21 protein-coding genes and 1 pseudogene are annotated in these 21,244 nt (G+C 71.1%); 8 read left to right on the top strand and 14 right to left on the bottom strand.

Going from position 1 to position 21,244, the window contains the following annotated elements:
- Positions 1-6 precede the first annotated feature (6 nt).
- The 7 genes from ACZ4MF_RS16085 to ACZ4MF_RS16055 all read right to left on the bottom strand — a co-directional run bounded on the left by ACZ4MF_RS16085 (position 7) and on the right by ACZ4MF_RS16055 (position 5,919).
- Positions 7-951 (bottom strand): type II secretion system F family protein, encoded by a 945-nt coding sequence (locus ACZ4MF_RS16085; protein WP_467492626.1) that lies wholly within the window; start codon positions 949-951, stop codon positions 7-9.
- 10 nt (positions 952-961) lie between these two features.
- The gene (locus ACZ4MF_RS16080; RefSeq protein ID WP_467492625.1) at positions 962-2,299 is read right to left on the bottom strand and encodes a CpaF family protein; all 1,338 of its coding nucleotides are present in this window, start codon (positions 2,297-2,299) and stop codon (positions 962-964) included.
- A gap of 18 nt (positions 2,300-2,317) precedes the next feature.
- Entirely contained in the window at positions 2,318-2,668 is a 351-nt protein-coding gene (locus ACZ4MF_RS16075; protein ID WP_356026374.1) for a TadE/TadG family type IV pilus assembly protein, read from the bottom strand.
- A 1-nt stretch (position 2,669) separates the two neighbouring features.
- Positions 2,670-3,050, bottom strand: a complete 381-nt coding sequence (locus ACZ4MF_RS16070) for a TadE family protein (protein ID WP_467492624.1) — start codon at positions 3,048-3,050, stop codon at positions 2,670-2,672.
- A gap of 7 nt (positions 3,051-3,057) precedes the next feature.
- Positions 3,058-4,293, bottom strand: coding sequence for an AAA family ATPase (locus tag ACZ4MF_RS16065; RefSeq protein ID WP_467492623.1), 1,236 nt, complete (start codon positions 4,291-4,293; stop codon positions 3,058-3,060).
- A 12-nt stretch (positions 4,294-4,305) separates the two neighbouring features.
- On the bottom strand, positions 4,306-5,028 hold the full coding sequence (cpaB, locus tag ACZ4MF_RS16060; protein ID WP_467492622.1) for a Flp pilus assembly protein CpaB: 723 nt from the start codon (positions 5,026-5,028) through the stop codon (positions 4,306-4,308).
- 63 nt (positions 5,029-5,091) lie between these two features.
- Positions 5,092-5,919 (bottom strand): hypothetical protein, encoded by an 828-nt coding sequence (locus ACZ4MF_RS16055; RefSeq protein WP_467492823.1) that lies wholly within the window; start codon positions 5,917-5,919, stop codon positions 5,092-5,094.
- 401 nt (positions 5,920-6,320) lie between these two features.
- Between ACZ4MF_RS16055 and ACZ4MF_RS16050 the strand changes: the two genes are divergently transcribed.
- Positions 6,321-8,009 carry a chitinase gene (locus ACZ4MF_RS16050; RefSeq protein WP_467492621.1) on the top strand — a complete coding sequence of 563 codons (1,689 nt, stop codon included), beginning with the start codon at positions 6,321-6,323 and terminating at the stop codon, positions 8,007-8,009.
- A 117-nt stretch (positions 8,010-8,126) separates the two neighbouring features.
- Here the strand turns inward: ACZ4MF_RS16050 and ACZ4MF_RS16045 are convergent, their stop codons facing one another.
- Positions 8,127-8,531, bottom strand: coding sequence for an ATP-binding protein (locus tag ACZ4MF_RS16045; protein ID WP_467492620.1), 405 nt, complete (start codon positions 8,529-8,531; stop codon positions 8,127-8,129).
- Between the two features lie 192 nt (positions 8,532-8,723).
- Here ACZ4MF_RS16045 and ACZ4MF_RS16040 point away from each other — a divergent pair, with 192 nt between their 5' ends.
- Both ACZ4MF_RS16040 and ACZ4MF_RS16035 read left to right on the top strand, forming a co-directional pair.
- Entirely contained in the window at positions 8,724-9,575 is an 852-nt protein-coding gene (locus ACZ4MF_RS16040) for a helix-turn-helix domain-containing protein (protein WP_467492619.1), read from the top strand.
- Between the two features lie 8 nt (positions 9,576-9,583).
- Positions 9,584-9,814: a DUF397 domain-containing protein gene (locus tag ACZ4MF_RS16035; protein WP_467492618.1), complete on the top strand. Its 231-nt coding sequence runs from the start codon at positions 9,584-9,586 to the stop codon at positions 9,812-9,814.
- A gap of 49 nt (positions 9,815-9,863) precedes the next feature.
- Here the strand turns inward: ACZ4MF_RS16035 and ACZ4MF_RS16030 are convergent, their stop codons facing one another.
- The 5 genes from ACZ4MF_RS16030 to ACZ4MF_RS16010 form a co-directional block, all read right to left on the bottom strand.
- Positions 9,864-10,430, bottom strand: coding sequence for a hypothetical protein (locus ACZ4MF_RS16030; protein WP_467492617.1), 567 nt, complete (start codon positions 10,428-10,430; stop codon positions 9,864-9,866).
- 100 nt (positions 10,431-10,530) lie between these two features.
- A complete protein-coding gene (locus ACZ4MF_RS16025; RefSeq protein WP_467492616.1) occupies positions 10,531-12,018 on the bottom strand; it encodes a GntP family permease in 1,488 nt (495 codons plus the stop codon).
- Positions 12,019-12,138: 120 nt separating this feature from the next.
- The gene (locus ACZ4MF_RS16020) at positions 12,139-12,549 is read right to left on the bottom strand and encodes a RidA family protein (protein WP_356026353.1); all 411 of its coding nucleotides are present in this window, start codon (positions 12,547-12,549) and stop codon (positions 12,139-12,141) included.
- Positions 12,549-13,310 (bottom strand): IclR family transcriptional regulator, encoded by a 762-nt coding sequence (locus tag ACZ4MF_RS16015; protein WP_467492615.1) that lies wholly within the window; start codon positions 13,308-13,310, stop codon positions 12,549-12,551. The genes ACZ4MF_RS16020 and ACZ4MF_RS16015 overlap by 1 nt, the downstream gene beginning before the upstream one ends.
- Positions 13,307-14,317, bottom strand: coding sequence for a sugar kinase (locus ACZ4MF_RS16010; protein ID WP_467492614.1), 1,011 nt, complete (start codon positions 14,315-14,317; stop codon positions 13,307-13,309). The genes ACZ4MF_RS16015 and ACZ4MF_RS16010 overlap by 4 nt, the downstream gene beginning before the upstream one ends.
- A 177-nt stretch (positions 14,318-14,494) precedes the next feature.
- Here ACZ4MF_RS16010 and ACZ4MF_RS16005 point away from each other — a divergent pair, with 177 nt between their 5' ends.
- Entirely contained in the window at positions 14,495-15,769 is a 1,275-nt protein-coding gene (locus ACZ4MF_RS16005; protein ID WP_467492613.1) for an amino acid deaminase, read from the top strand.
- Between the two features lie 10 nt (positions 15,770-15,779).
- A complete protein-coding gene (locus ACZ4MF_RS16000; RefSeq protein ID WP_467492612.1) occupies positions 15,780-17,390 on the top strand; it encodes an N-acyl-D-amino-acid deacylase family protein in 1,611 nt (536 codons plus the stop codon).
- Between the two features lie 10 nt (positions 17,391-17,400).
- Here the strand turns inward: ACZ4MF_RS16000 and ACZ4MF_RS15995 are convergent, their stop codons facing one another.
- Positions 17,401-18,258 carry a trypsin-like serine peptidase gene (locus ACZ4MF_RS15995; RefSeq protein WP_467492611.1) on the bottom strand — a complete coding sequence of 286 codons (858 nt, stop codon included), beginning with the start codon at positions 18,256-18,258 and terminating at the stop codon, positions 17,401-17,403.
- 232 nt (positions 18,259-18,490) lie between these two features.
- Here ACZ4MF_RS15995 and ACZ4MF_RS15990 point away from each other — a divergent pair, with 232 nt between their 5' ends.
- The 3 genes and pseudogenes from ACZ4MF_RS15990 to ACZ4MF_RS15980 all read left to right on the top strand — a co-directional run.
- Positions 18,491-19,699: a pyridoxal phosphate-dependent aminotransferase gene (locus ACZ4MF_RS15990; protein WP_467492610.1), complete on the top strand. Its 1,209-nt coding sequence runs from the start codon at positions 18,491-18,493 to the stop codon at positions 19,697-19,699.
- Between the two features lie 91 nt (positions 19,700-19,790).
- Entirely contained in the window at positions 19,791-20,210 is a 420-nt protein-coding gene (locus tag ACZ4MF_RS15985) for an SCO4983 family protein (RefSeq protein ID WP_467492609.1), read from the top strand.
- Positions 20,211-20,322: 112 nt separating this feature from the next.
- A pseudogene (locus ACZ4MF_RS15980) lies at positions 20,323-21,244 on the top strand (hypothetical protein); the annotation flags it as partial.

Raw genomic sequence — 21,244 nt, 5'->3', positions numbered from 1 at the left:
GCCCCCTCACACGTCGATCCGGCTCAGGCGCCGGATGAGGACGAAGCCGACGGCGTACATCGCGAAGGCGACGACCACGCAGGCCTGGCCGACCGGTGAGCCGGTCATGCGGTCCAGCGCGCCGTCCTTGACGCCGTTCATCAGGAACAGCGCGCCGACGCCGAGGACGGGTACGGCGTACGAGGTCATGGTCACCTGGGAGAGCTGGGTGCGGATCTCGCGTCTCGTCTCCTTGCGCTCTTCCAGGGTTTCGGTGAGGTTCCGCAGGGCGGACACGACCTGGCCGCCCGCCCGGTTCGACAGCACCAACGTCGTGACCAGGACGACCAGTTCACGGGACGGCAGCCGGTCGGCCAGCTCGCCCAGCGCGTCGTCCAGGGACTGGCCGATCGCCAACTGGTCGGAGACCTTGGCCAGTTCCTGGCCCGCCGGGGCCTCCAGCTCCTCCGCCGCCATGCCGATCGCGGTGCGCAGGGCGAGGCCGGCCTGGGTGGCGTTGGCCAGGATGCGGGCCAGTTCGGGGAGTTGGCCGATGAAGCGCTCGATGCGTTTCTGGCGCTGCCAGTTGAGGAACTGCAGGGCCGCGCCGATGCCGAGCAGGCCGGCCAGCGGGCCGAAGAAGGGGGCCAGGGTCGCCTGGCCGATCAGCCAGAGTGCGGCGACCACGGCGAGCATGTAGACGAAGAACTCGCCCGGGGTGACGTCCAGTCCGGTGGCGGCGAGCCGCCGTTCCAGCCAGCGGCCGAAGCGGGTGCGGCGCAGTCGCCGGTCCACGTCACGGAAGCGGCGCCGGCGGCCGCCGGCCGACTCCGGGCCCGCGTGGGTGAGCCGGTCCACGAGGGCGGCGCGCTGGGCCCGGCCCGCGGCGTAGGCGTGCAGCCCGGCCACCGCCAGGGCGCAGGCCAGCAGCGTCACACCGGTGGTGAGCTGGACGAGGGTGTGCAGTTCCATGGTCCTGGTCCTACCTGGCTTCTCGGGTGGTGAGCTGGGCCGCCGTGTGGGCCACGCCGAAGGCCTGCGGGAGGGGCTGGCTCGCCATGTAGAGGCGGTCGGCGGTGCGGCGCGGGAGGGGGAAGTACTGGAAGCTGCCGTGGACGCGGCCGTCCGGGGTCATCGGCTGGGCGTCGAAGCGGGCGACCGTCGCCAGCCGGTACGGCTCCCCGCCGTGGCTGTCGAGCACGGCGATCTCGGTGATGCGGCGGGCGCCGTCGGCGAACCGGGTGAGCTGGACGATGACGTCGACGGCGCTGTTGATCTGGTCGTGCAGCGCGGCGAAGGGGACCTCGACGTCGGACATGGAGGCGAGGGTCTGGAGCCGGGTCAGCGCGTCCTCGGCGCTGTTGGCGTGCACGGTCGCGAGCGAGCCGTCGTGGCCGGTGGACATCGCCTGGAGCATGTCGAGGGACTCGCCGCCGCGGACCTCGCCGACCACGATCCGGTCGGGGCGCATACGGAGGGAGTTGCGGACGAGGTCGCGGATGGTGACGTGGCCCTTGCCCTCGACGTTCGGCGGGCGGGACTCCAGGCGGACCACATGGGTCTGCTGGAGCTGGAGTTCGGCGGAGTCCTCGATGGTGATGATGCGCTCGTGGGAGGGGATGAGTCCGGAGAGGGCGTTGAGCAGGGTCGTCTTGCCGGTGCCGGTGGCGCCCGAGACGATGATGTTGAACTTCGCCTGCACCAGCCCGGCCAGCAGATACACCATGTGCTCGTCCAGCGAGCCGAAGGAGATCAGCTCCTGGAGGGTGAAGGAGCGCGGGAAGCGGCGGATGGTGAGGATCGGGCCGGTCAGGGACAGCGGCGGGATGATGACGTTGACGCGCTCGCCGGAGGGGAGGCGGGCGTCCACCATCGGGTTCGACTCGTCGACCCTTCTGTTCACCGTCGAGACGATCCGCTCGATGGTCTGCATCAGCTGGTCGGCGGAGACGAAGCGCAGCGGCAGCTGCTCGACGCGGCCCCCGCGCTCGACGAAGATCGCGTCGGGGCCGTTCACCATGATCTCGGTGATCGACGCGTCCTCCAGCAGCGGCTCCAGGATGCCGAGGCCGAGCGCCTCGTCCACCACCCGGCGGATCAGCTGCGCGCGCTCGACCGTCGACAGCACCGGACCCTCGCGGCTGATGATGTGCCCGAGCACGCGCTCCAGCCGCGCCCGGCGTTCGGCCGCCGCGAGCGAGCTCATCTCCGCGAGGTCGATCTCCTCCAGCAGCTTGGCCCGGTAGGAGGCGACCAGATGTCCGTCCTCGCCCCGGCTGCCGTGCTCCTCCGGAGTGCCGATGCGTGCCCGCAGGCTCATGGAATCGCTTCTCCCGGGTCAGTGGTCGAGGGGCATGGTGGCGGTCTTGGTGGCGTCGCCGAAGTCCCAGACGATCTTCGGGATGCGGACGGTGGCCGTGACGGTCACGGAGTCGCCGCCGGAGCCGGACGAGCAGCTCACCGTGATGCCGCTGCTGACGGCTCCGGCGCAGGCCTGCTGGGCGTCCTGGCGCAAGGAGGCGGCCCGCGCCCCGGCCCGGGCCGCCGTACCGGCCTGCTCGGCGGCGTAGGCGACGACGCCGATCTGGATCCCGGCCAGCGCGACGATCAGCAGGACGGGGATGAACCCCAGGTATTCGATGGCCACTTGGCCGCTGTCCCGGCCACGAAGGCGACGGCGGTACGGCATCTCAGTCCTTCACCTCCTCCACGGCACCGGCGTGCCCGTGCACGGTGAGGGGGAAGTCGACGGAGCCGGGGAAGAGGACCGGGACCTTGACGCCCACGTCCACGGTCACATAGCCGCTCTGGTCGCAACCGCTCACGCTGGCACCCCCTCGCCACGCCCCCGACAGATGCTTCAGCGCCGCCTGCCGGCACACCCCGTACCGCTCCCCCCGCGGCGCCGCCGTCCCCGCCCGCACCCCCTCGTCCGCAGCATTCCCCGCGAGCGTGAAGGCGTACCCCACGAGCACGGCCTGCCACACGAGCACCAGGGTGAGAATGATCAGCGGTGTCATCCCGAGGAACTCGATGCTCACCTGCCCCCTGTCCCCGCCGGGCCTCCTCATCGCCCGCTCACTCCTTCCGCCGCCGGAATCCCACCGCGCCCCGTCCGCCGCCCCGATGGGCCCCCTCGGCCGCCGCCTTCACGAGGCCCAGCTCTCCGGCGAGCGCCCACAGCGCCTGCTTCACGGTGCTCCTGCCGTCGAGTTCATGGACCCGCCCCGCGTCCACGACGGCCTGAAGTTCCTTGAAATTGGCGGGTACGGCGGTGCGCGCGAGCGCCGTGCCCGTGATGCGCCGGACGAGCGCGGGCTGGATCTCCGCGCTGCGCGCCAGCCGGTTGACGACGGTCGTCGTCTCCTCGGCCTTGCGGATCTGGAGCCGGTCCCACATCCGTACGGTCCGTTTGGCGGCGCGGACGGCGATCACGTCCGGGGTCGTGACCAGCAGCGCGGTGTCGGCCATCTCCACGGCCGCCGCACCCGCGCCGCTCAGTTGGGCCCCGCAGTCGACGACGACGACCTCGTAGCGGGAGCGCAGGGCGCGGACGATCTGCCGGGCGGCGCGGTCGCTGACCTCCTCGCCGCGTTCTCCCTCGGCCGGGGCGAGGAGCAGGGCGAGCCCGGTGTCGTGGCGGAAGACGGCGTCGGCGAGGACGCGGGGCGAGATGTCGGTGATCGCGGCGAGGTCGGCGACGGACCGGCGGAACTGGATGTCCAGGTAGGAGGCGATGTCCCCGGTCTGGAGGTCCAGGTCGACCAGGGCGGTGGGCCGGCCGGAGGCCTGCGCGGCGAGGGCGAGCTGGATGGCGGCCAGCGTCGTGCCCACTCCCCCCTTGGCGCCGCTGACCGTGACGACCGTACCGCCGACGCCGCCCAGCACGTCGGTGCCGTGGCCGAGATGGCGCCGTACCCCGGTCGACCACTGGGCGACGGCCTGGACGCGGCTGGCGAGTTCCTCGTACGACAGCGGGAGGGCGACCAGGCCGCGGGCGCCGGCGTCCATGGCGGCGGCGAACAGCCCGGGGCTCGCGTCGGTGGTGACGAGGATGACGCCGACGGCCGGGAAGCGGAGCGCGACCTCGCGGATCAGGTCGAGGGCCGCGACCGGGCCGACCCGTTCATGGACGACGACGACCTCCGGCAGCTCCTCCACGGACTCGGCGGCGAGCCGGGCGAGGGTGTCGACGAGCTGGGTGGAGTCGACGACGGGCGGCTGCGGCTCGGCGTCGGGGAGCTGGCTGAGGAGGGTGACGAGGGAGCGGACGGCGTCGGGGTCCGCACCGGCCGGGAGGATCCTGGTGGGCATGCGGGCCGCCTCTCACTTGTCCGTCGCGAGTTCGTACGTGCGGTCCTTGTCCGGAACGCTGGTCTCGCTGCCGGGGGCCACCAGGGCGAGCCGCACGCGCTGGGCGAAGGACTCGGCGTAGGTGATGCGCTGGGCGTCGAGGGTGGACAGCGCGAAGGTGATCGGGACGCCCTCGCTGAGCTGGCTCTGACTCTGGCTCTGGGTCTGGTTCTTGGTGGAGTCGTCGAGGGCGGTGATGCGGCCGACGTCGAGGACCCGGGCGTTGGTGACGATGATCTTCGACTGGTCGGGATCGCCGTTGTTCTTCCCGGCGAAGGTGGCGTACACGTTGACCCGGGAGCCCGGAGTGATCTTCCCCGCGACCCCGGTCGCCGCGTCGATCATGATGGCGACCTCCTGCTGTCCGGGCTGGAGGGCGGGCTGGTCGACGATCATGTCGCTCTGGAGGAGCGACCCGGCGCGCAGGGTGGTGACGGCGATCTTGCCCTGGATCTGCCGCAGGTCGGTGACGGCGTTGTCGGACAGCCACCGCTTCGGCATCTCGATCTTCTCGAACTGGCCGGTGTCCAGGGCGGTGTACGGCTTCACGTCGGACCTGACCCGATAGGCGCTGACCTCGGGCCCGACCTTGGAATTGACGTTGTGGACGACGGAGAGCACGCCGGCGAACGCGCCGAGAGCGCACAGGACCGACAGGATCAGCAGTATCACGCCGCGGCGCTGACGGGAGTTCATGAACCGTGCAACCTCGTTGGGGGAATCGGTCGAGCGGGATACGAGTCTGTTTTCCGGGGCCGGTCAGGCGGGCGAGCGCTGTTCCAGGGCGCGGGGCGCGGCGGGTTCGTGGGCGGGCGGGGTGGCGGAGCAGAAGACGCACAGGTCGCCGATGACGTCCAGGCCGCACCAGTGACAGCTGGTCTGCCGTACGGAGGCGACCAGTTGGTAGAGGACCGACAGATCGGCGAGGTAGCCGCAGAACTCGATCACGCGGCCGGTCCCCCACCAGTCCCTGGACTCGGCGGGCAGCGGGACCTCGCGCAGCCCGTGCACGCTCCACTGCCCGCCGAGTCCGCCGACCCACTCGCTCTGCAGCTGCCCCTTGGCGACGAGCATCCAGGTGCTGAACTCGGGCCCCTTGAGCGTGACTTCGGGCGCGATCTTGACGAGCTGCGGCTCGGGGTGGGCCAGCACGGCGAACTGGCTGCCCGGCACCCAGGATCTGGCGTGGGCCTTGAGCCCGACCGGCACCCGGTCCAGGCGCGCGACCGAGCCCAGCACCGCCCCGGCGTGGAGGTAGTGGGTGAGCAGCCGCCCGGCGGAGGCGAGGATCCCCGGGCTCAGATCGCAGGAGGCGAGCTGGCGCAGCTGCCGGGCGAGCACGGCGATGCCGAGCGGGGGCAGTTCGGGCCGGAAGAAGGCGACACGGTCGCTCTCCAGCAGCGAGCGCAGGGTGTACAGCCGCTGCATGACGCTCGCGGGCGTGGCGCTGGAACAGACCACGACGAGGTACCCGTACTGCTCGATCAGGGCGTGGAGCTCCACGACCGCCTGCTCCAGCGGCTTCTGGTCGATACCGCTCAGCACGACGGCGGGCACGGTCCGTTCGTCCTGAGCCGGCAGTGCCATGTCGGCACTGGTCACGGCAATGGCAGTTGGCACGCGCAGCTCCCCGCTCTTCACACCCGCCGGCCGTCCGGGGCCACTCCCGTTCCGCCGGGACGACTTCACTGCGTGACTACGTGAGCACTGTATCCACGGCCGTATGGCCGGAGAACAGCGTTTGTGAAGCTCGCGTGGAACTCTCTCGGCACAAAGACCGCGCAAGTCCCGCCAAAACAGGACAGGTTGAGCGAGGTTGCGAAATCCATTTTGGTCTGGACCTCTTGACACCCGAATTGGTCTGGACCAAATTGTCAGCCCAGCGACGGCAACCATCCCTCCCCCATCTCCCCTTCTCCCTCCCGGAGGCCCCAGTGGAGCGCGCACCAGACACAGGCATACCCGGATACGGATACGGCAGACGACGCATGACCCTGCTGTGGTCGGCCGTCACGACCCTGGCCCTGTCGGTCGCGGGCCTCACGGCGACCGCCGCCCCGGCAGCCGCGGCGGACGTCAACAACGCGACGAACGCGGGCTTCGAGTCGGGCCTGAGCGGCTGGACGTGCACGGCGGGCAGCGGCACGACCGTCTCCTCCCCGGTCCACAGCGGCTCGTCGGCACTGAAGGCGACCCCGGCCGGCCAGGACGACGCCCAGTGCACCCAGGCGGTCGCGGTCGCGCCCAACTCGACGTACACGCTGAGCGCGTGGGTGCAGGGCGGGTACTCCTACCTGGGCGTGACGGGCACGGGCACGACGGACGTCTCCACCTGGACCCCCGACACGACCACCTGGAAGCAGCTGTCGACGACCTTCACCACGGGCGCGTCAACGACCTCGGTCACGGTGTACACGCACGGGTGGTACGGCCAGGCGGCCTACTACGCCGACGACGTCTCGGTCTACGGCCCCGACGGCGGGGGCGGAGGCGGCACCCCGCCCCCCACGGTCCCGGCGACCCCGACCGGCCTGTCGGTCTCGTCCACCACGTCCTCCTCGGCCACCCTCTCCTGGTCCCCGGTGTCGGGCGCGACGGGCTACGACGTCTACCAGGACGGCACGAAGGCGACGGCGGTGACGGGCACGTCGGCGACGCTGACGGGGCTGACCGCCGCCACGTCGTACAGCTTCCAGGTGACGGCGACGAACGCGGCGGGCGAGTCGGCGAAGTCGGCGCCGGTGACGGCGACGACGTCCTCCGGATCGAGCGGTGGAGGAGGCGGGGGTGTGCTGCCGAAGCACGCGGTGACCGGCTACTGGCAGAACTTCAACAACGGCGCGACGGTCCAGAAACTCTCCGACGTCCCCTCCTCCTACGACATCATCGCGGTGGCCTTCGCGGACGCGACGACGACGCCGGGCGCGGTGACCTTCAACCTCGACTCGGCCGACCTCGGCGGCTACACCGTCGACCAGTTCAAGGCGGACATCAAGGCGAAGCAGGCGGCCGGCAAGAAGGTCGTCATCTCGATCGGCGGCCAGAACGGCACGGTGTCGGTGAGCGACTCGACGTCGGCGACGAACTTCGCGAACTCCGTCTACTCGCTGATGCAGACGTACGGCTTCGACGGCGTCGACATCGACCTGGAGAACGGCCTCGACGCGACGTACATGACACAGGCGCTGCGCGCCCTCTCCGCCAAGGCCGGCTCGTCCTTCGTCCTCACCATGGCCCCGCAGACGATCGACATGCAGTCGACGTCGAACTCGTACTTCCAGACGGCCCTGAACGTGAAGGACATCCTGACGGTCGTCAACATGCAGTACTACAACAGCGGTTCCATGCTGGGCTGCGACGGCAAGGTCTACAGCCAGGGCTCGGTCGACTTCCTGACCACCCTCGCCTGCATCCAGCTCCAGGGCGGCCTCTCCCCGTCCCAGGTGGGCCTCGGCCTCCCCGCCTCGACGAGCGCGGCGGGCAGCGGCTACGTGTCGCCGACCGTGGTGAACAACGCCCTCGACTGCCTGACGGCCGGCACGAACTGCGGCACCTTCAAACCGTCCAAGACCTACCCCGACCTCCGGGGCGCGATGACCTGGTCCACGAACTGGGACGCGGCATCGGGCAACGCGTGGTCGAGCTCGGTGGGGGCGCATGTGCATGCACTGCCGTGAGGTGAGATAGGCGCGGTGGTCACGCCCGGACCCAGAGGGTCCGGGCGTTGCTGCCTGTCAAGGGCAGGACATGACGCTTGCCCACTCCGGCGGCGGTACGACGTCGTGATCAACTAGCTAGGCCGCCGCAAGTTCGCACCACACGTACTTCCCCCGGTCCCCGAACCGTGCCGACGGCTGCCACCCCCACAGGTTCGCGCAGGCCGACACCAGCCCCAGACCCCGCCCGTCCTCCGACTCCCCCACCTCCTCCAGCGCACGCGGCGGATCGGGCGACGCCGGGTCCGTGTCCCACGCCCCGATCCACACGACGCCCTCCGAGGTGCGGCGGACCCTGAGCGCGGCGGGGCCCTTCGTGTGCCGTACCGCGTTCGACACCAGCTCCGCGGCGAGGAGTTCGGCGGTGTCCACCAGGTTGATCAGACCGTGCAGGGCCAGGATCAGGCGCAGCGTGCGGCGGCACACCGTGACGGCTCTGGGGTCGTTGGGGATGTAGAGGGTGTAGTCCCAGGTTTCGGGCATGCGTCATCAACTCCGGGGAAACGAGGTGGATTTCACGCACAGGGTGGCAACGCCGCGGCACGCGGTGCACTTCCGCTGCGTGTGCGGTACGTCACTGACGGTAGGGCATAAATTTCATTCGCTGCAAGCAGGTCGCGTAACGTGACCCCGAACGAGTCACCTCACCAGGGCCGTTGAGGAAAGAAGGGCGCTGTGCCAGCACGACGGAACCCCACAGCACGCCAGGTACGCCTGGGCACCGAACTACGCAGGCTGCGCGAGGCCGCCGGACTCAAGGCAACCGAGGCAGCCGGCCTGCTGGGGACGAACTCCGTCCAGATGAGCCAGATCGAGTCCGGGATCGCGGGCGTGAGCGAGCAGCGGGTGCGGCGACTTGCCGCCAACTACGCCTGCTCCGACGGCGAGTTGATCGACGCGCTCGCCGACATGGCGAGCGACCGAACCCGTGGGTGGTGGGAGGAGTACCGGGGCACCCTGCCCGCCGCCTACCAGGATCTCGCCGAACTGGACCATCACGCGAGGTTCCGTAACGACGTGGCGGTGATCCACGTGCCCGGACTTCTCCAGACCGAGAACTACGCCCGAGCCCTCTTCGCCTACATGAACCCCGAGTTCCCGGACAGCGAGGTGGATCTCCGGGTTGCACATCGAATGAAGCGCAGGGTCGTCATCGAGGGCGCCGACCCCATCCCGTACGAGACCGTGATCCATGAAGCGGCGCTGCGGATCAGGGTGGCCGGGCGGGCAGCCTCCCGGTCTCAGCTCGGCCGCATCCTGGAGGTGTCCGAGGCCGACCACGTCACGGTGCGGGTCGTCCCCCTCGCGCTGGACGACTTCGCCGGAGCCGGAAGCACCATGGTGCACCTGGGCGGATCGGTCCCACGGCTGGACACCGTCGTACGCGACGCTCCCCATGGCACGGCCTTCGTCGACTCGGAGGCCCAGCTGGAGCACTTCCGAAGGCTCTTCCGTAAGGTGAAGGAACAGGCACTGCCCCCTCAGCAGTCGCGCGATCTCATCCACCGGCTCACGAAGGAGTTGTGAGGACCCGCATGAGCGCCCCCACCTCGTGGAAGAAGTCGTCCTACTCCGGCGGGGGTGAGGGGAACGACTGCGTCGAAGTGGCCGACCAGGACACCCACATAGCCCTCCGCGACTCCAAAGCCCCCGCCCGAGCCACCCTCACTTTCCCCGCCACCGCCTTCGCCCCCTTCATCGACGCCCTGAAGCGGTCCAGCCGGTGGCGGAAGTCGCCCCTCTCCCTCGGCGACACCGAGAAGTGAGGAACCACCGGTCGAGTCACGACTCGACCGGCCGGCGTTCCGTCTCCGTCTACTCGCCGTCCTCGAAGTACGCGTCCAGCACCGCGTCGATCTGCTCGTCCCACTCCTTGAAGCGGGACCTCGACGCCGCCTCGATCTCGATCGGGAACCAGCGGCGCTCGGGGGTGTGGACCGTGATCGTGTAGCGCTTGCCGAAGCGGGGGGACTCCGTCTCGACCGCCGCGATCTCGTCCCAGCGGAACTCGCAGGACTCCTCGTCGAGGCGGAGGCGGACGCCCTTGCGGTCGGCCACTATCCGCGCCCGGCGGTCGGACGCCTCGAAGACCGGGCCGTCGCCGTCAGCGGCGTCGCCGTCAGCGGCGTCGCTGTCCGTGGCGTCGTCGGCCGTGACGTCGTCCGGCGTGGCGGTACCGGCCGCCTCCTCCGACTTCTCCGGAGCCGGAGCCGGATCCGGGTCCGGGTCCGGCTTCGCCTCCTTCGGCGTCGACGTGTCCGCCTTGGCCGGAGCCGTGAGCCCCGGGATGAAGGCCGGGTCGAAACCGGCGCCCGTGACGGGCTCGGTCTTCAACGGCTCGGCCTTCGACGGCTTGCTGCTCGCTCCTGTGCGCTGCTCCACGGCGGCAGTATGGACGACTTCCCTGTGCCGGAACCAGTCGGACCGCTCATCCCATGGGCAACATCAGTCACCTTCGGAGCCTTCACGGCCTTTGGAGCCTTCAGACGAACAGGCTCATTGCCGCCGCCACGGCGAAACCGGACACCGAGAGCACGGACTCCAGGACCGTCCAGGTCCTGAGCGTGTCGCGTTCGCTGATGCCGAAGTACTTGGCGACCATCCAGAAGCCGCCGTCGTTCACGTGCGAGGCGAAGATCGAGCCCGCCGAGATCGCCATGATGACCAGGGCCACGAAGGGCTGGGAGTGGTCGCCCTCGGTGAGGAGAGGGGCCACGATGCCCGCCGTCGTCACGATCGCCACCGTCGCCGAGCCCTGCGCCACCCGCAGGACCAGCGAGATCAGGTAGGCGAGGACGATCACCGGGAGGCCCACGCCGTGGAAGGTGTCCGAGAGGGCCTGGGCCACCCCGCTCGCCTTCAGCACCGCGCCGAAGATCCCGCCCGCGCCGACGACCAGCAGGATGTTGCCGACCGGCTTCAGCGACGAAGTGGACACGGCCTCAAGGGACTTGCGGGTCCAGCCGCGGCGGATGCCCAGCAGGTAGTACGCCAGGAGCAGGGCGAGCGTCAGGGCCACCATGGGGGTGCCGAAGAACTGGAGGACCGAGCGGGTGGGGGACGGGTCCAGGACGATGGAGGAGAAGGTGGCCGAGAGGATCAGGACCAGCGGGGTGCCGATGATCGTCAGGACCACGCCCAGCGGGACCGGGTTCTCCCGTGGTTCCACGCCCTGCGCGCGCTGCTCCGCCGCCACCGCCCGCTTCGCCTCCTCCGCCGCTTCGGCCATGTCCTGCGGTACGGCGACGAAGATCCGCCGGCCGATCCAGGCGGAGAAGGCCCACGCGGCCAGTACGGCGGGGATGCCGCAGACGACGCCCATGAGGATGACCCAGCCGAGCTGGACGTGCAGCAGGCCGGCGGCGGCGACCGGGCCGGGGTGCGGGGGCAGGAAGGCGTGGGTCATGGAGAGGCCGGCGAGGAGGGGGAGGCAGTAGAGGAGGATCGACTTGCCGCCTCGTTTCGCCGCCGCGTAGACCAGCGGGGCCAGGACGAAGATGCCCACGTCGAAGAAGACCGGGATGCCGAAGATCAGGCCCGTCAGGCCCATGGCCAGCGGCGCCCGCTTCTCACCGAACAGCGTCAGCAGGCGCGCGGCCAGTACCTCCGCTCCGCCGCTCACCTCCAGGATCGCGCCGAGCATCGTGCCGAGGCCGATGATGATCGCGACGTGGCCGAGGATGCCGCCCATGCCGGACTCGATGGTGGAGACGGCGCTGGAGCTCTGGACGGTGCCGAAGAGTTCGGTGACCGAGAGGCCGGCCAGCAGGCCCACGGCTATGGAGACGGCGAGGAGGGCCACGAAGGGCTGGAGCCTGACCTTGATGATCAGGAAGAGGAGGAGGGCTATGCCGATTCCGGCGACCGTGAGGAGTCCGGGGGTGCCGCCCAGGAGGAGCAGCAGGCCTCCGGTGTGGGGTGGGGCGGGTGGGATCGTCGCGGCCAGGGGGAGGGAGAGCGGATGGGACATTGGGGGTCCTCTTCGTAAATGCATCGTGCTTTCGGGCAGGGCGGGGCGCGGCACGGCGGCCCGGGGGTGGGGGACGCCGTGCCGTGCGGGACGTGCGGGAGGTGAGGGATCGTCAGGGACTCAGCCGAGTACGGCGAGCGCGTCGATCTCGATGAGGAGGCCGGCCGGGAGACCGACGTAGACCGTGGTCCGGGCGGCGGGCGGCTGGGTGAGGCCCTGCTCCTCGAAGTAGGTGTTGTAGATCTCGTTCATCTCGGCGAAGTGGTCCACGTCCGTCAGGTAGACGCGGATCATCATCACGTCGTCCCAGCTCGCGCCGCCCTCTTCGAGGATCGCCCGGACATTGGCGAGGGTCTGGAGGGTCTGCTCGCGCAGCGTGGGGCCGGCCGGTGTCGGGGGCCTGCCCTCCTCGGCCGGCAGGAAGCCGACCTGGCCGGCGACCTGGAGGATGTTGCCCTTCCGCACGCCGTGCGAGAACTTCGCGGGCGGGGTGGTGTGGGTCTTCGGGGTGAGCGCGGTCTTCTCGGTCATCAGGGGGTTTCCTTGATCGGGGTTCTGCCGGAGTACTCGCTGCTGATCGCGTCCGCCGTACGGCGCACCAGCGGGAGCAGGGTGAGGAGTTCCTCGGCGGTGACGACCACGTTCGGCGCGGAGACCGACATCGCGGCGACCACCCGGCCGTCGGCGCCGCGGACGGGGGCGGCGACGCAGTTGATGGACTCCTCGTGGCCGCCGAGGTCGGTGGCCCAGCCCTGTTCGCGCACCGTGGCCAGCTCCTTGAGGTAGGCCTCGGCGTTCGGCGTCGAACGGGCCGTGTACAGGGGGTAGTCGAGCCGGTCCGCGAGGGCGCGGCGCTCGGGTTCGGGCAGGTCGGCGAGGAGGAGCTTGGCGACGGCCGCGACCGTGATGGCGACGGGCTTGCCGATCCGGGAGTACATGCGGACCGGGTAGCGGCTCTCCACCTTGTCGATGTAGAGGACCTCGTTCTCCTCGTGGACGGCGAGGTGCACGGTGTGACCGCAGGCCTCGTTGAGGCGGACGAGGTGGGGGTGGGCGATCTCGCGGATGTCGAGGTTCTCCATCGCCTCCTGCGCGAGGGCGAACAGGCGGGCGCCGAGGCGGTAGCGCTGGTCGGACTGGCGGTAGACCATGCCGTGTTCGTGCAGGGTGCGCAGCAGGCGCAGCGCCGTGGACTTGTGCACGCCCAGGCGGTCGGCGACCTGCCCGAGGTCTGCGGGGCCCTCGGCGAGCAGCGGCAGGATGCTCAGGGCGCGGTCGACGGTCTGGCTCATGGGGTGTTCGCCTCCTGTTCGGCCACGTCGGCTTGCGTCCAGCCGGGGCCGAGTCGAAGTCTCCCCCATGCGGCGCTGCCGAGGGCGCTCAGCCGGTCGGCGTGGTCCCGGGCGGGGGGCGGGGCGAGGTCGCCGGGGGTGGTGAGGGCCGCGGCGGCGAAGAGGTGGCCGTGGCGCAGCCGGAGCGGCAGGGGCAGGCCGCGCAGGGTGGCGGAGAGGAAGCCGGCGGCGAAGGCGTCGCCGGCGCCGGTGGTGGCGACGACGTCCACGCGCAGGGCCGGTTCGAAGACGGGCGGCCGATGGCTCGCGAACGCCGTCGCGCCCCTCGCGCCCTGCTTCACCACCAGCACGTCCGGCTCGGGCAGCGCCGCGCGGACGGCCTCGGGGCCGCCCTTGACCCCCCAGGCCTGCTCCGCTTCGTCCTCCCCCACGAACACCACGTCCACGCGCCGGGCCAGGTCCAGCAGCACCCGCGGCGCTTCGGCCGTACGCCACAGCCCCGGCCGGTGGTTCACGTCGAAGGAGAGCAGCGGCCGCCCGGCGCGGGGCGCCGTCAGCGCGTGCATCAGCTCCCGGCACTCGGGCGACAGCGCCGCCGTGATCCCCGACAGGTGCAGCACCCGGCCCGCCCGTACCGCCCCGAGGTCCACGTTGCCCGGGCTCATCACCGACGCCGCCGAACCGGTCCGGTAGTACGCCACCTCGTGCGCGCCCGTGCCGCGGTCGCCGGCCGTGCGGAAGTAGATGCCGGTGGGCCGGAGCGCGTCGGTGCCCACGGCGCTCGTGTCGACCCCGTATCCGGCGATCCCCTCCACCAGGTGCTGCCCGAACCCGTCCGCGCCCACGCGGCTCACCCATCGCGCGGAGTGCCCGGCGGCCGCCAGCACGCAGGCCACGTTGGACTCGGCGCCGCCGATCGCGCGGTCGAAGGAGGGCACGTCCGCGAGGCGTCCCGGGCGGCTGGGCAGGAAGGTGACCATGGACTCGCCGAGGGTCACGACGTCCACAGGCTCGTGCGGAACGGTCCCGGCGCACACGGCGTCGTAAGCAGCGTCGTCGATGATGACTCCTGTCGATGGCCGGGCGGCGGCTCCGTTGACCCGGTGTCGGCGAGATGCTAGACACCAGTTAGCAATGCACGCAATGGCCGTTGCATAGATTGCAACAGTCAGGAGAGGGGCTCCATGCGCACCGAAGCGCTCGCCCGACTGGCCGAGGAACGTGTCGACCACCGCTTCAAGGGCCTCCCGCCCGACGCCGACGGCCTGACCGTCGGCGAACTGGCCGCCCAGCGCCGCAACCTCTTCCGCGCGGCCGACGGCTTCGCCACCCCCGTCCTCGCCCTGTCCGCCGAGCGCCTGGAGCACAACCTGGCGCTGATGGAGGCGTACGCCGCCCGGCACGGGCTGGCCTTCGCCCCGCACGGCAAGACCTCCATGGCCCCGCAGCTCTTCCACCGCCAGCTCGAACACGGCGCCTGGGGCATCACCCTGGCGGTGCCCCACCAGGTGCGCGTCGCCCGGGAGTTCGGGGTCCGGCGGATCTTCCTCGCCAATGAACTCGTCGACGCCGCCGCCCTGCGGTGGATCGCGGCCGAGCTGGCCGCCGACCCGGAGTTCCGGTTCGTCGCCTACGTCGACTCCGTGCGCGGGGTGGAGCTGATGGACGCCGCGCTCAAGGGTTCCGCCAGGCCCGTCGACGTCGTCGTCGAGCTGGGGGCCGGCGACGGAGCCCGCACCGGTGTGCGCACGGAGGCGGACGCGCGGGCCGTCGCCGAGGCCGTGGGCCGTGCGTCCGGCACGCTGCGGCTCGTGGGGGTCGCGGGGTACGAGGGCGAGGTGCCGCAGCCCGATCCGGAGCGGGTGCGGGCGTATCTGCGCCGGCTGGTGGCGCTCGCCGCCGGGCTGGACCGCGCCGGGCTGTTCAAGGGCGCGCAGGAGATCGTCGTCAGCGCGGGCGGCAGCGGCTGGTTCGACTCGGTGGCCGAGGTGTTCGCGGAGATCCCCGAACTGTCCGCGCCCGTACTGAAGCTGCTGCGCTCGGGTGCGTACGTCTCGCACGACGACGGGCACTACCGCCGGATCACCCCCTTCGCCCGCGTCCCGGAGGAGGGCGCGCTGGAGCCCGCCTTCCGGCTGTGGGCGCAGGTCGTGTCGCGGCCGACCCCGGAGCAGGCCTTCGCCAACGCGGGCAAGCGCGACGCGGCCTACGACCTGGACCTGCCCGCCGCCCAGGTGGTACGCCGCGGCGAGGTCGAGCGGCCGGCCGACGGGATCACCGTGACGGGGCTGTCCGACCAGCACGCCTGGCTGCGCACCGAACCGGGCGCGGACGTGGAGGTCGGCGACTGGATCGGGCTCGGGCTGTCGCACCCCTGCACGTCGTTCGACAAGTGGCAGTTGATCCCCGTGGCGGAGGCGGACGGGACGGTGGTCGACTTCATCCGTACCTACTTCTAGGGGGCCTTCCGTGGAGGACCTGGTCATCCGGGACGCCGACGTCGTGGACGGCAGCGGCGAACCGTCGTACCGCGCCGACGTGGTGATCGACGGCGGGCGGATCGTCTCGATCGTCGAGGAGGCCGCCCAGGCCGGCTGCCGGCGCCCGCGCGCGATGCGGGAGCTGGACGCGGAGGGCCTGGTCCTCTCCCCCGGCTTCATCGACATGCACGCCCACTCCGACCTGGCCCTGCTGCGCGACCCCGACCACAGCGCCAAGGCCGCGCAGGGCGTCACGCTGGAGGTGCTCGGCCAGGACGGGCTGTCGTACGCACCGGTGGACGACCGCACGCTCCAGGAGGTGCGGCGGGCGATCACCGGGTGGAACGGGTACGGCGACGACCTCGACGTCGACTGGCGGTCGGTCGGGGAGTACCTGGACCGGCTGGACCGGGGCATCGCCGTGAACGCCGCGTACCTGATCCCCCAGGGCACGGTCCGGGCACTCGCCGTCGGCTGGGAGGACCGCGCGGCGACGCCCGAGGAGCTGGACCGGATGCGGCGGTTGGTGGCCGAGGGCATGGAGCAGGGCGCGGTCGGGATGTCCTCCGGGCTGACGTACACGCCCGGCATGTACGCCCCGGACACCGAACTGACCGAGCTGTGCCGGTTGGTGGCGTCGTACGGCGGCTACTACTGCCCGCACCACCGCTCCTACGGCGCGGGCGCCCTGGAGGCCTACGCCGAGATGGTGGAGCTGGCCCGGGAGGCGGGCTGTGCGCTGCACCTGGCCCACGCGACGATGAACTTCGGCGTGAACAAGGGCCGGGCGCCCGAGCTGCTCGCCCTGCTCGACGCGGCCCTCGGCGCCGGCGCGGACATCACGCTGGACACCTATCCCTACACGCCCGGCTCCACCACGCTGGCCGCACTGCTGCCGAGCTGGGCGAGCGCGGGCGGGCCGGAGGAGATCCTGGCCCGGCTCGGCGACCCGGCGACGGCCGGGCGGATCCGGCACGGCCTGGAGGTGGCCGGTGCGGACGGCTGTCACGGGGTGCCGGTGGAGTGGGAGACGATCGAGATCTCCGGCGTCACCGACCCCGCGCTGGGCGCGTTCGTGGGGCGTACGGTCCGGGAGGCGGCACGGCTGCGCGGCGAGTCTCCGTGGGACACCGCCCGGCACCTGCTGCTGGCGGACCGGCTCGGCACGACGATCCTCCAGCACGTCGGGCACGAGGAGAACGTCCGCGCGATCATGCGGCACCGCGCGCACACCGGCGGCTCGGACGGCATCCTGCAAGGCGCCAAGCCGCATCCGCGCGCGTACGGCACGTTCCCGCGCTATCTCGGCCACTACGTACGGGAGTTGGGCGTGCTGGGCCTGGAGGAGTGCGTCGCGCATCTGACGTCCCGGCCCGCGGCCCGGCTGAGGCTGGCGGACCGCGGGCTGGTGCGCGAGGGGTACCGGGCCGACCTGGTGCTGTTCGACCCGGCGACGGTGGCGGCGGGCGCCACCTTCGCCGAGCCGCGCAGGCTGCCCGTGGGGATCCCGTACGTCCTGGTCGACGGCCGGTTCGTCATCGAGGACGGCAGGCGGACGGACGTGCTCGCGGGCCGCTCCGTCCGCCGTGCTCCGAAGTGACCCTGTTTCCCTACGGCTTGGGCAGGGTGCAGCCGGAGGCGTCCAGGTTCAGCTTGTTGCCGGTGGTGAAGCAGGCCGGGATGCTGTACGTCTCCTCGGCGTAGTTGATGCCCTGGCGGACGGTGACGTTGCCGCTCTCGTCGACCTCGCAGGGGTTGTTCTCGGTGCAGCGCTCGCCGTCCTCGTTGCCGGTGTTGTTGACGGCCACGACGTTGCCGGTGGCGGTGTCGATCACCGGGGAGCCGGAGGTGCCGCCGATGGTGTTGCAGGCGGAGGTGTAGCGCAGGGAGTCCTTCCAGGTCCAGTCGCCCTCCTGCAGCCGGTACACGAAGCCGTCCACGTTGCAGCTGTAGATCGTCTTCCAGTAGCCGGAGACGACCTTGATGGCGGCGCCGGCGGTCGGGTGGGTGTCCTGCACGGTCAGCGGGCTGATGCCGTAGCTCTTCTTGATCGCCGCGTACGTGGTGGTCGTGCGGTAGATCGTGACGTCCGTGTCCGTCATGGTCGAGTACACGACCTGGTTGGCGCGCAGGGTGGCGATCTTGCTGCCGGCGGAGTTCAGCAGGCCGAAGGTGCGGCTGGAGGACTGGCCGGTGATGACCTCGCCGGGGCTGGGGAAGCCGGTCTCCAGGCAGTGGCCGTTGGTCAGGACGAGGGCCGGGTCGGTGTCCGCGGAGCCGGGGAAGCGGATGACCGAGCCGGAGCAGTTGCTGAGCGAGACGGTGCCGGCGAAGTCGACCGTGACCGCCTTGGCCGCGGGCGTCTTTGCGGTGTGCGGCTGCGCCGGGTGCGGGGCGGCCACCGCCGGGGTCGCGCCCAGGGCGGCCAGGGCCACGGAGGAGAGCACGGCAAGGAGAGGCTTGTTCATGTGGGGGTCCCCTCTGACGACATGGGCGACCGGAGATCTTCCGGCCGCCCTCATGTTTGTCATGCGCATTCTCAAGGCGAGAGAGGGGTGTGAACAAGAAGGCGTCGAGCGCCATAGGGGTTTCCCTGTGCGCCGCCCAGCGTCCGCACGGGCGCCCGGCGGCACCATCCGCGTGCCTCACGTGGCGGAAGACACGGCCCACGAGGCGATACCGGGCCGTAAGCTCACACATATGCAGGTGATCCAGTCGACCAAGCTCGCCAACGTCTGTTACGAGATCCGGGGCCCGGTGCTCGAGGAGGCCATGCGGCTGGAGGCAGCCGGTCACCGCATCCTCAAGCTCAACACCGGCAACCCGGCCGCCTTCGGCTTCGAGTGCCCGCCGGAGATCCTGGAGGACATCCTCCGCAACGTCTCGACGGCCCACGGATACGGCGACGCCAAGGGTCTGCTGGCCGCCCGGCGCGCGGTCGTCATGCACAACCAGACGCTCGGCATCGAGACCGACGTCGAGCACGTCTTCATCGGCAACGGCGTCTCCGAGCTGATCGTGATGGCCATGCAGGGGCTGCTCGACGACGGCGACGAGGTGCTCGTACCGGCGCCGGACTACCCGCTGTGGACCGCCGCGGTCTCCCTCGCCGGCGGCACGGCCGTGCACTACCGCTGCGACGAGCAGGCGGACTGGACGCCGGACCTCGCCGACATCGAGCGCAAGGTCACCGACCGCACCAAGGCGATCGTGATCATCAACCCGAACAACCCCACGGGCGCGGTCTACGACGAGGCGGTGCTCAAGGGACTGACGGACGTCGCCCGCCGGCACAACCTGCTGGTCTGCTCCGACGAGATCTACGACAAGATCCTCTACGACGGCGCCACGCACACCCCGACCGCGAAGGTCGCCCCCGATCTGCTCACCCTCACCTTCAACGGCATGTCGAAGGCGTACCGGGTGGCCGGGTACCGGGTGGGCTGGATGTCGATCTCCGGTCCGCGCGCGCACGCCGACTCCTACATCGAGGGCCTGACGATCCTGGCGAACATGCGCCTGTGCGCCAACATGCCGGGACAGCACGGCGTGGTCGCCGCGCTCAGCGGACGCCAGTCGATCAACGACCTGGTGCTGCCGGGCGGCCGGCTGAAGGAGCAGATCGACACCGCCCATGAGCTGCTGACCCAGATCCCGGGCGTGAGCTGCGTACGGCCCAGGGGCGCGCTGTACCTCTTCCCGCGCCTCGACCCGCAGGTCTTCAAGATCAAGGACGACCGGCAGATGGTCCTGGACCTGCTCCGCCAGGAGAAGATCATGGTCGTCCAGGGCACGGGCTTCAACTGGCCCGAGCCGGACCACTTCCGGGTGGTGACCCTGCCGACGGTCGGCGATCTGCGGGACGCGATCACCCGGATCGGGAACTTCCTGGACGGATACAGCCAGTAGTAGTCGACGGGCTTCATTCCGTGACACGACTCAACTTTAGACGAAATCCAAGCTAGGATGGTTTCCTGTCACGCACAGGAGGCCATCCCCCATGTACGAACCGATCCGCGCCAAGTCGGTCCACAGCACAGTTCCCGGCGCCTCCTCCGACTTCCCCCACCGGTCGCGCGAGGAGGAGCTGGACATCCAGCTCGCCGGACACCTCGCCGCGCTGCTCGCGGTCACCGACGAACTGCGCGGGCTGGCCCCGTCGGCCGACCTGGACACCGCCGCCGAGCGGCTCGCCGGACAGGTGGCCCGGCTCCGCGGCGGGCGCCCCCCGCTGCGGGCCACAGCGTCCGCCGCCGGCGACCCCGCCGCGCTGCACCGGCGCGCGCACACCCTCGCGGGCCGCGCGCTCGTCGTCGCCGCGTCGCGCGCCGACACGGCGGTGGCGATCCTGACGGCCGGGCGGATGGACGCCCACGCCGCCGCGCTCACCGACCCGAAGGAACTCAGCACCGCCCGCTGATCCCGGGCCGGGGTCCCCCGCGGGGCGCGTCGCAGGGCCGGGGCCGGTATGTCACCCCCCGTTCATGGGCCGGCCCCGGGGAACGCTGGATTCCGCGAGCACGCTCCCCGGCGTGAGACGAATCGCGGGAATCGTCCTCGCGGTGCTGCTGATCGGCGGTGTCGTGGCTGCCGTCGTCGCGGGCCGGCACGGGGACGACAAGGGCACGGCAACGAAGACCGTGCGGGGAGTGATCGGATCGGAGAAGGCGGACTTCTTCGCCGATACCGACGTGGCGAAGGCCCTGGCCGCCAAGGGCTGCACCGTGCGGGTCGAGTCCTCCGGCTCCTGGGCCATGGAGGGACTGGACCTCAAGGGGTACGACTTCGCGTTCCCCCCAGCCAGGCGCCCGCCGACGCGCCGGCCGCCAAGTACCACGCCCAGGAGCCGCTGCCCCGGCCCTTCTACTCGCCGCTCGTCGTCGTGGCCCACCGCAGCGCGGCCGACGTCCTCGCCGCCAACCGGCTCGCGGTACTCGACGGCAGGAACCGGGGCACCCTGAACATGGGCGCCTACCTCGACGCGGCCAGGCAGGGGCGGACCTGGCAGCAGCTCAAAGAGGCCTTGGCGCACGGGGAGTTGACCGGACCGCTCCCCTGCTGCATCGGCTCGTCAGCGTCCAGGGCGCCCAGCAGTCCAGTTCGGACGCGGTGTTCCGGGACTTCGTCAGCGGCGCCGGGAATCCGCTGGTGCTCGTCCACGAGTCCCGGATCGCCGCGCCGCTCCGACAGCAGCACACGGTGGACGACCTCGTCGTGCTCTACCCGGACACCACGGTCAACAGCGACCACACCGTCGTACCGCTCGACGCGAACGGCCGCGCGTTCGGGGAGCTGCTCAGCACCGACCCGACCCTGCGCCTGCCGGCCGTACGGCACGGGTTCCGGCCGCAGGGCGACGCGAGCGAGTTCCTGTCGGCCACCGCCGGTGCGACCGGCTGTCCCGACCAGAAGCTCACCGGCGTACGGCAGGCGCCCGTGCCCACCTCCGAGGTG

Source organism: Streptomyces sp. NPDC025793 (assembly GCF_055558375.1).
The sequence above is the reverse complement of the archived record's forward strand: the minus strand, read 5'-3'. Positions and strand labels throughout refer to the sequence as shown.

Coding starts and splice junctions, on each gene's coding strand:
- ACZ4MF_RS15985 (WP_467492609.1), top strand. CDS start 19,791: ATGTACGAACCGATCCGCGCCAAGTCGGTCCACAGCACAGTTCCCGGC.
- ACZ4MF_RS16070 (WP_467492624.1), bottom strand. CDS start 3,050: ATGAGGAGGCCCGGCGGGGACAGGGGGCAGGTGAGCATCGAGTTCCTC.
- ACZ4MF_RS15995 (WP_467492611.1), bottom strand. CDS start 18,258: ATGAACAAGCCTCTCCTTGCCGTGCTCTCCTCCGTGGCCCTGGCCGCC.
- ACZ4MF_RS16015 (WP_467492615.1), bottom strand. CDS start 13,310: ATGAGCCAGACCGTCGACCGCGCCCTGAGCATCCTGCCGCTGCTCGCC.
- ACZ4MF_RS16050 (WP_467492621.1), top strand. CDS start 6,321: ATGACCCTGCTGTGGTCGGCCGTCACGACCCTGGCCCTGTCGGTCGCG.
- ACZ4MF_RS16075 (WP_356026374.1), bottom strand. CDS start 2,668: ATGCCGTACCGCCGTCGCCTTCGTGGCCGGGACAGCGGCCAAGTGGCC.
- ACZ4MF_RS16020 (WP_356026353.1), bottom strand. CDS start 12,549: ATGACCGAGAAGACCGCGCTCACCCCGAAGACCCACACCACCCCGCCC.
- ACZ4MF_RS16085 (WP_467492626.1), bottom strand. CDS start 951: ATGGAACTGCACACCCTCGTCCAGCTCACCACCGGTGTGACGCTGCTG.
- ACZ4MF_RS16045 (WP_467492620.1), bottom strand. CDS start 8,531: ATGCCCGAAACCTGGGACTACACCCTCTACATCCCCAACGACCCCAGA.
- ACZ4MF_RS16005 (WP_467492613.1), top strand. CDS start 14,495: ATGCGCACCGAAGCGCTCGCCCGACTGGCCGAGGAACGTGTCGACCAC.
- ACZ4MF_RS15990 (WP_467492610.1), top strand. CDS start 18,491: ATGCAGGTGATCCAGTCGACCAAGCTCGCCAACGTCTGTTACGAGATC.
- ACZ4MF_RS16080 (WP_467492625.1), bottom strand. CDS start 2,299: ATGAGCCTGCGGGCACGCATCGGCACTCCGGAGGAGCACGGCAGCCGG.
- ACZ4MF_RS16025 (WP_467492616.1), bottom strand. CDS start 12,018: ATGTCCCATCCGCTCTCCCTCCCCCTGGCCGCGACGATCCCACCCGCC.
- ACZ4MF_RS16035 (WP_467492618.1), top strand. CDS start 9,584: ATGAGCGCCCCCACCTCGTGGAAGAAGTCGTCCTACTCCGGCGGGGGT.
- cpaB (WP_467492622.1), bottom strand. CDS start 5,028: ATGAACTCCCGTCAGCGCCGCGGCGTGATACTGCTGATCCTGTCGGTC.
- ACZ4MF_RS16055 (WP_467492823.1), bottom strand. CDS start 5,919: ATGGCACTGCCGGCTCAGGACGAACGGACCGTGCCCGCCGTCGTGCTG.
- ACZ4MF_RS16065 (WP_467492623.1), bottom strand. CDS start 4,293: ATGCCCACCAGGATCCTCCCGGCCGGTGCGGACCCCGACGCCGTCCGC.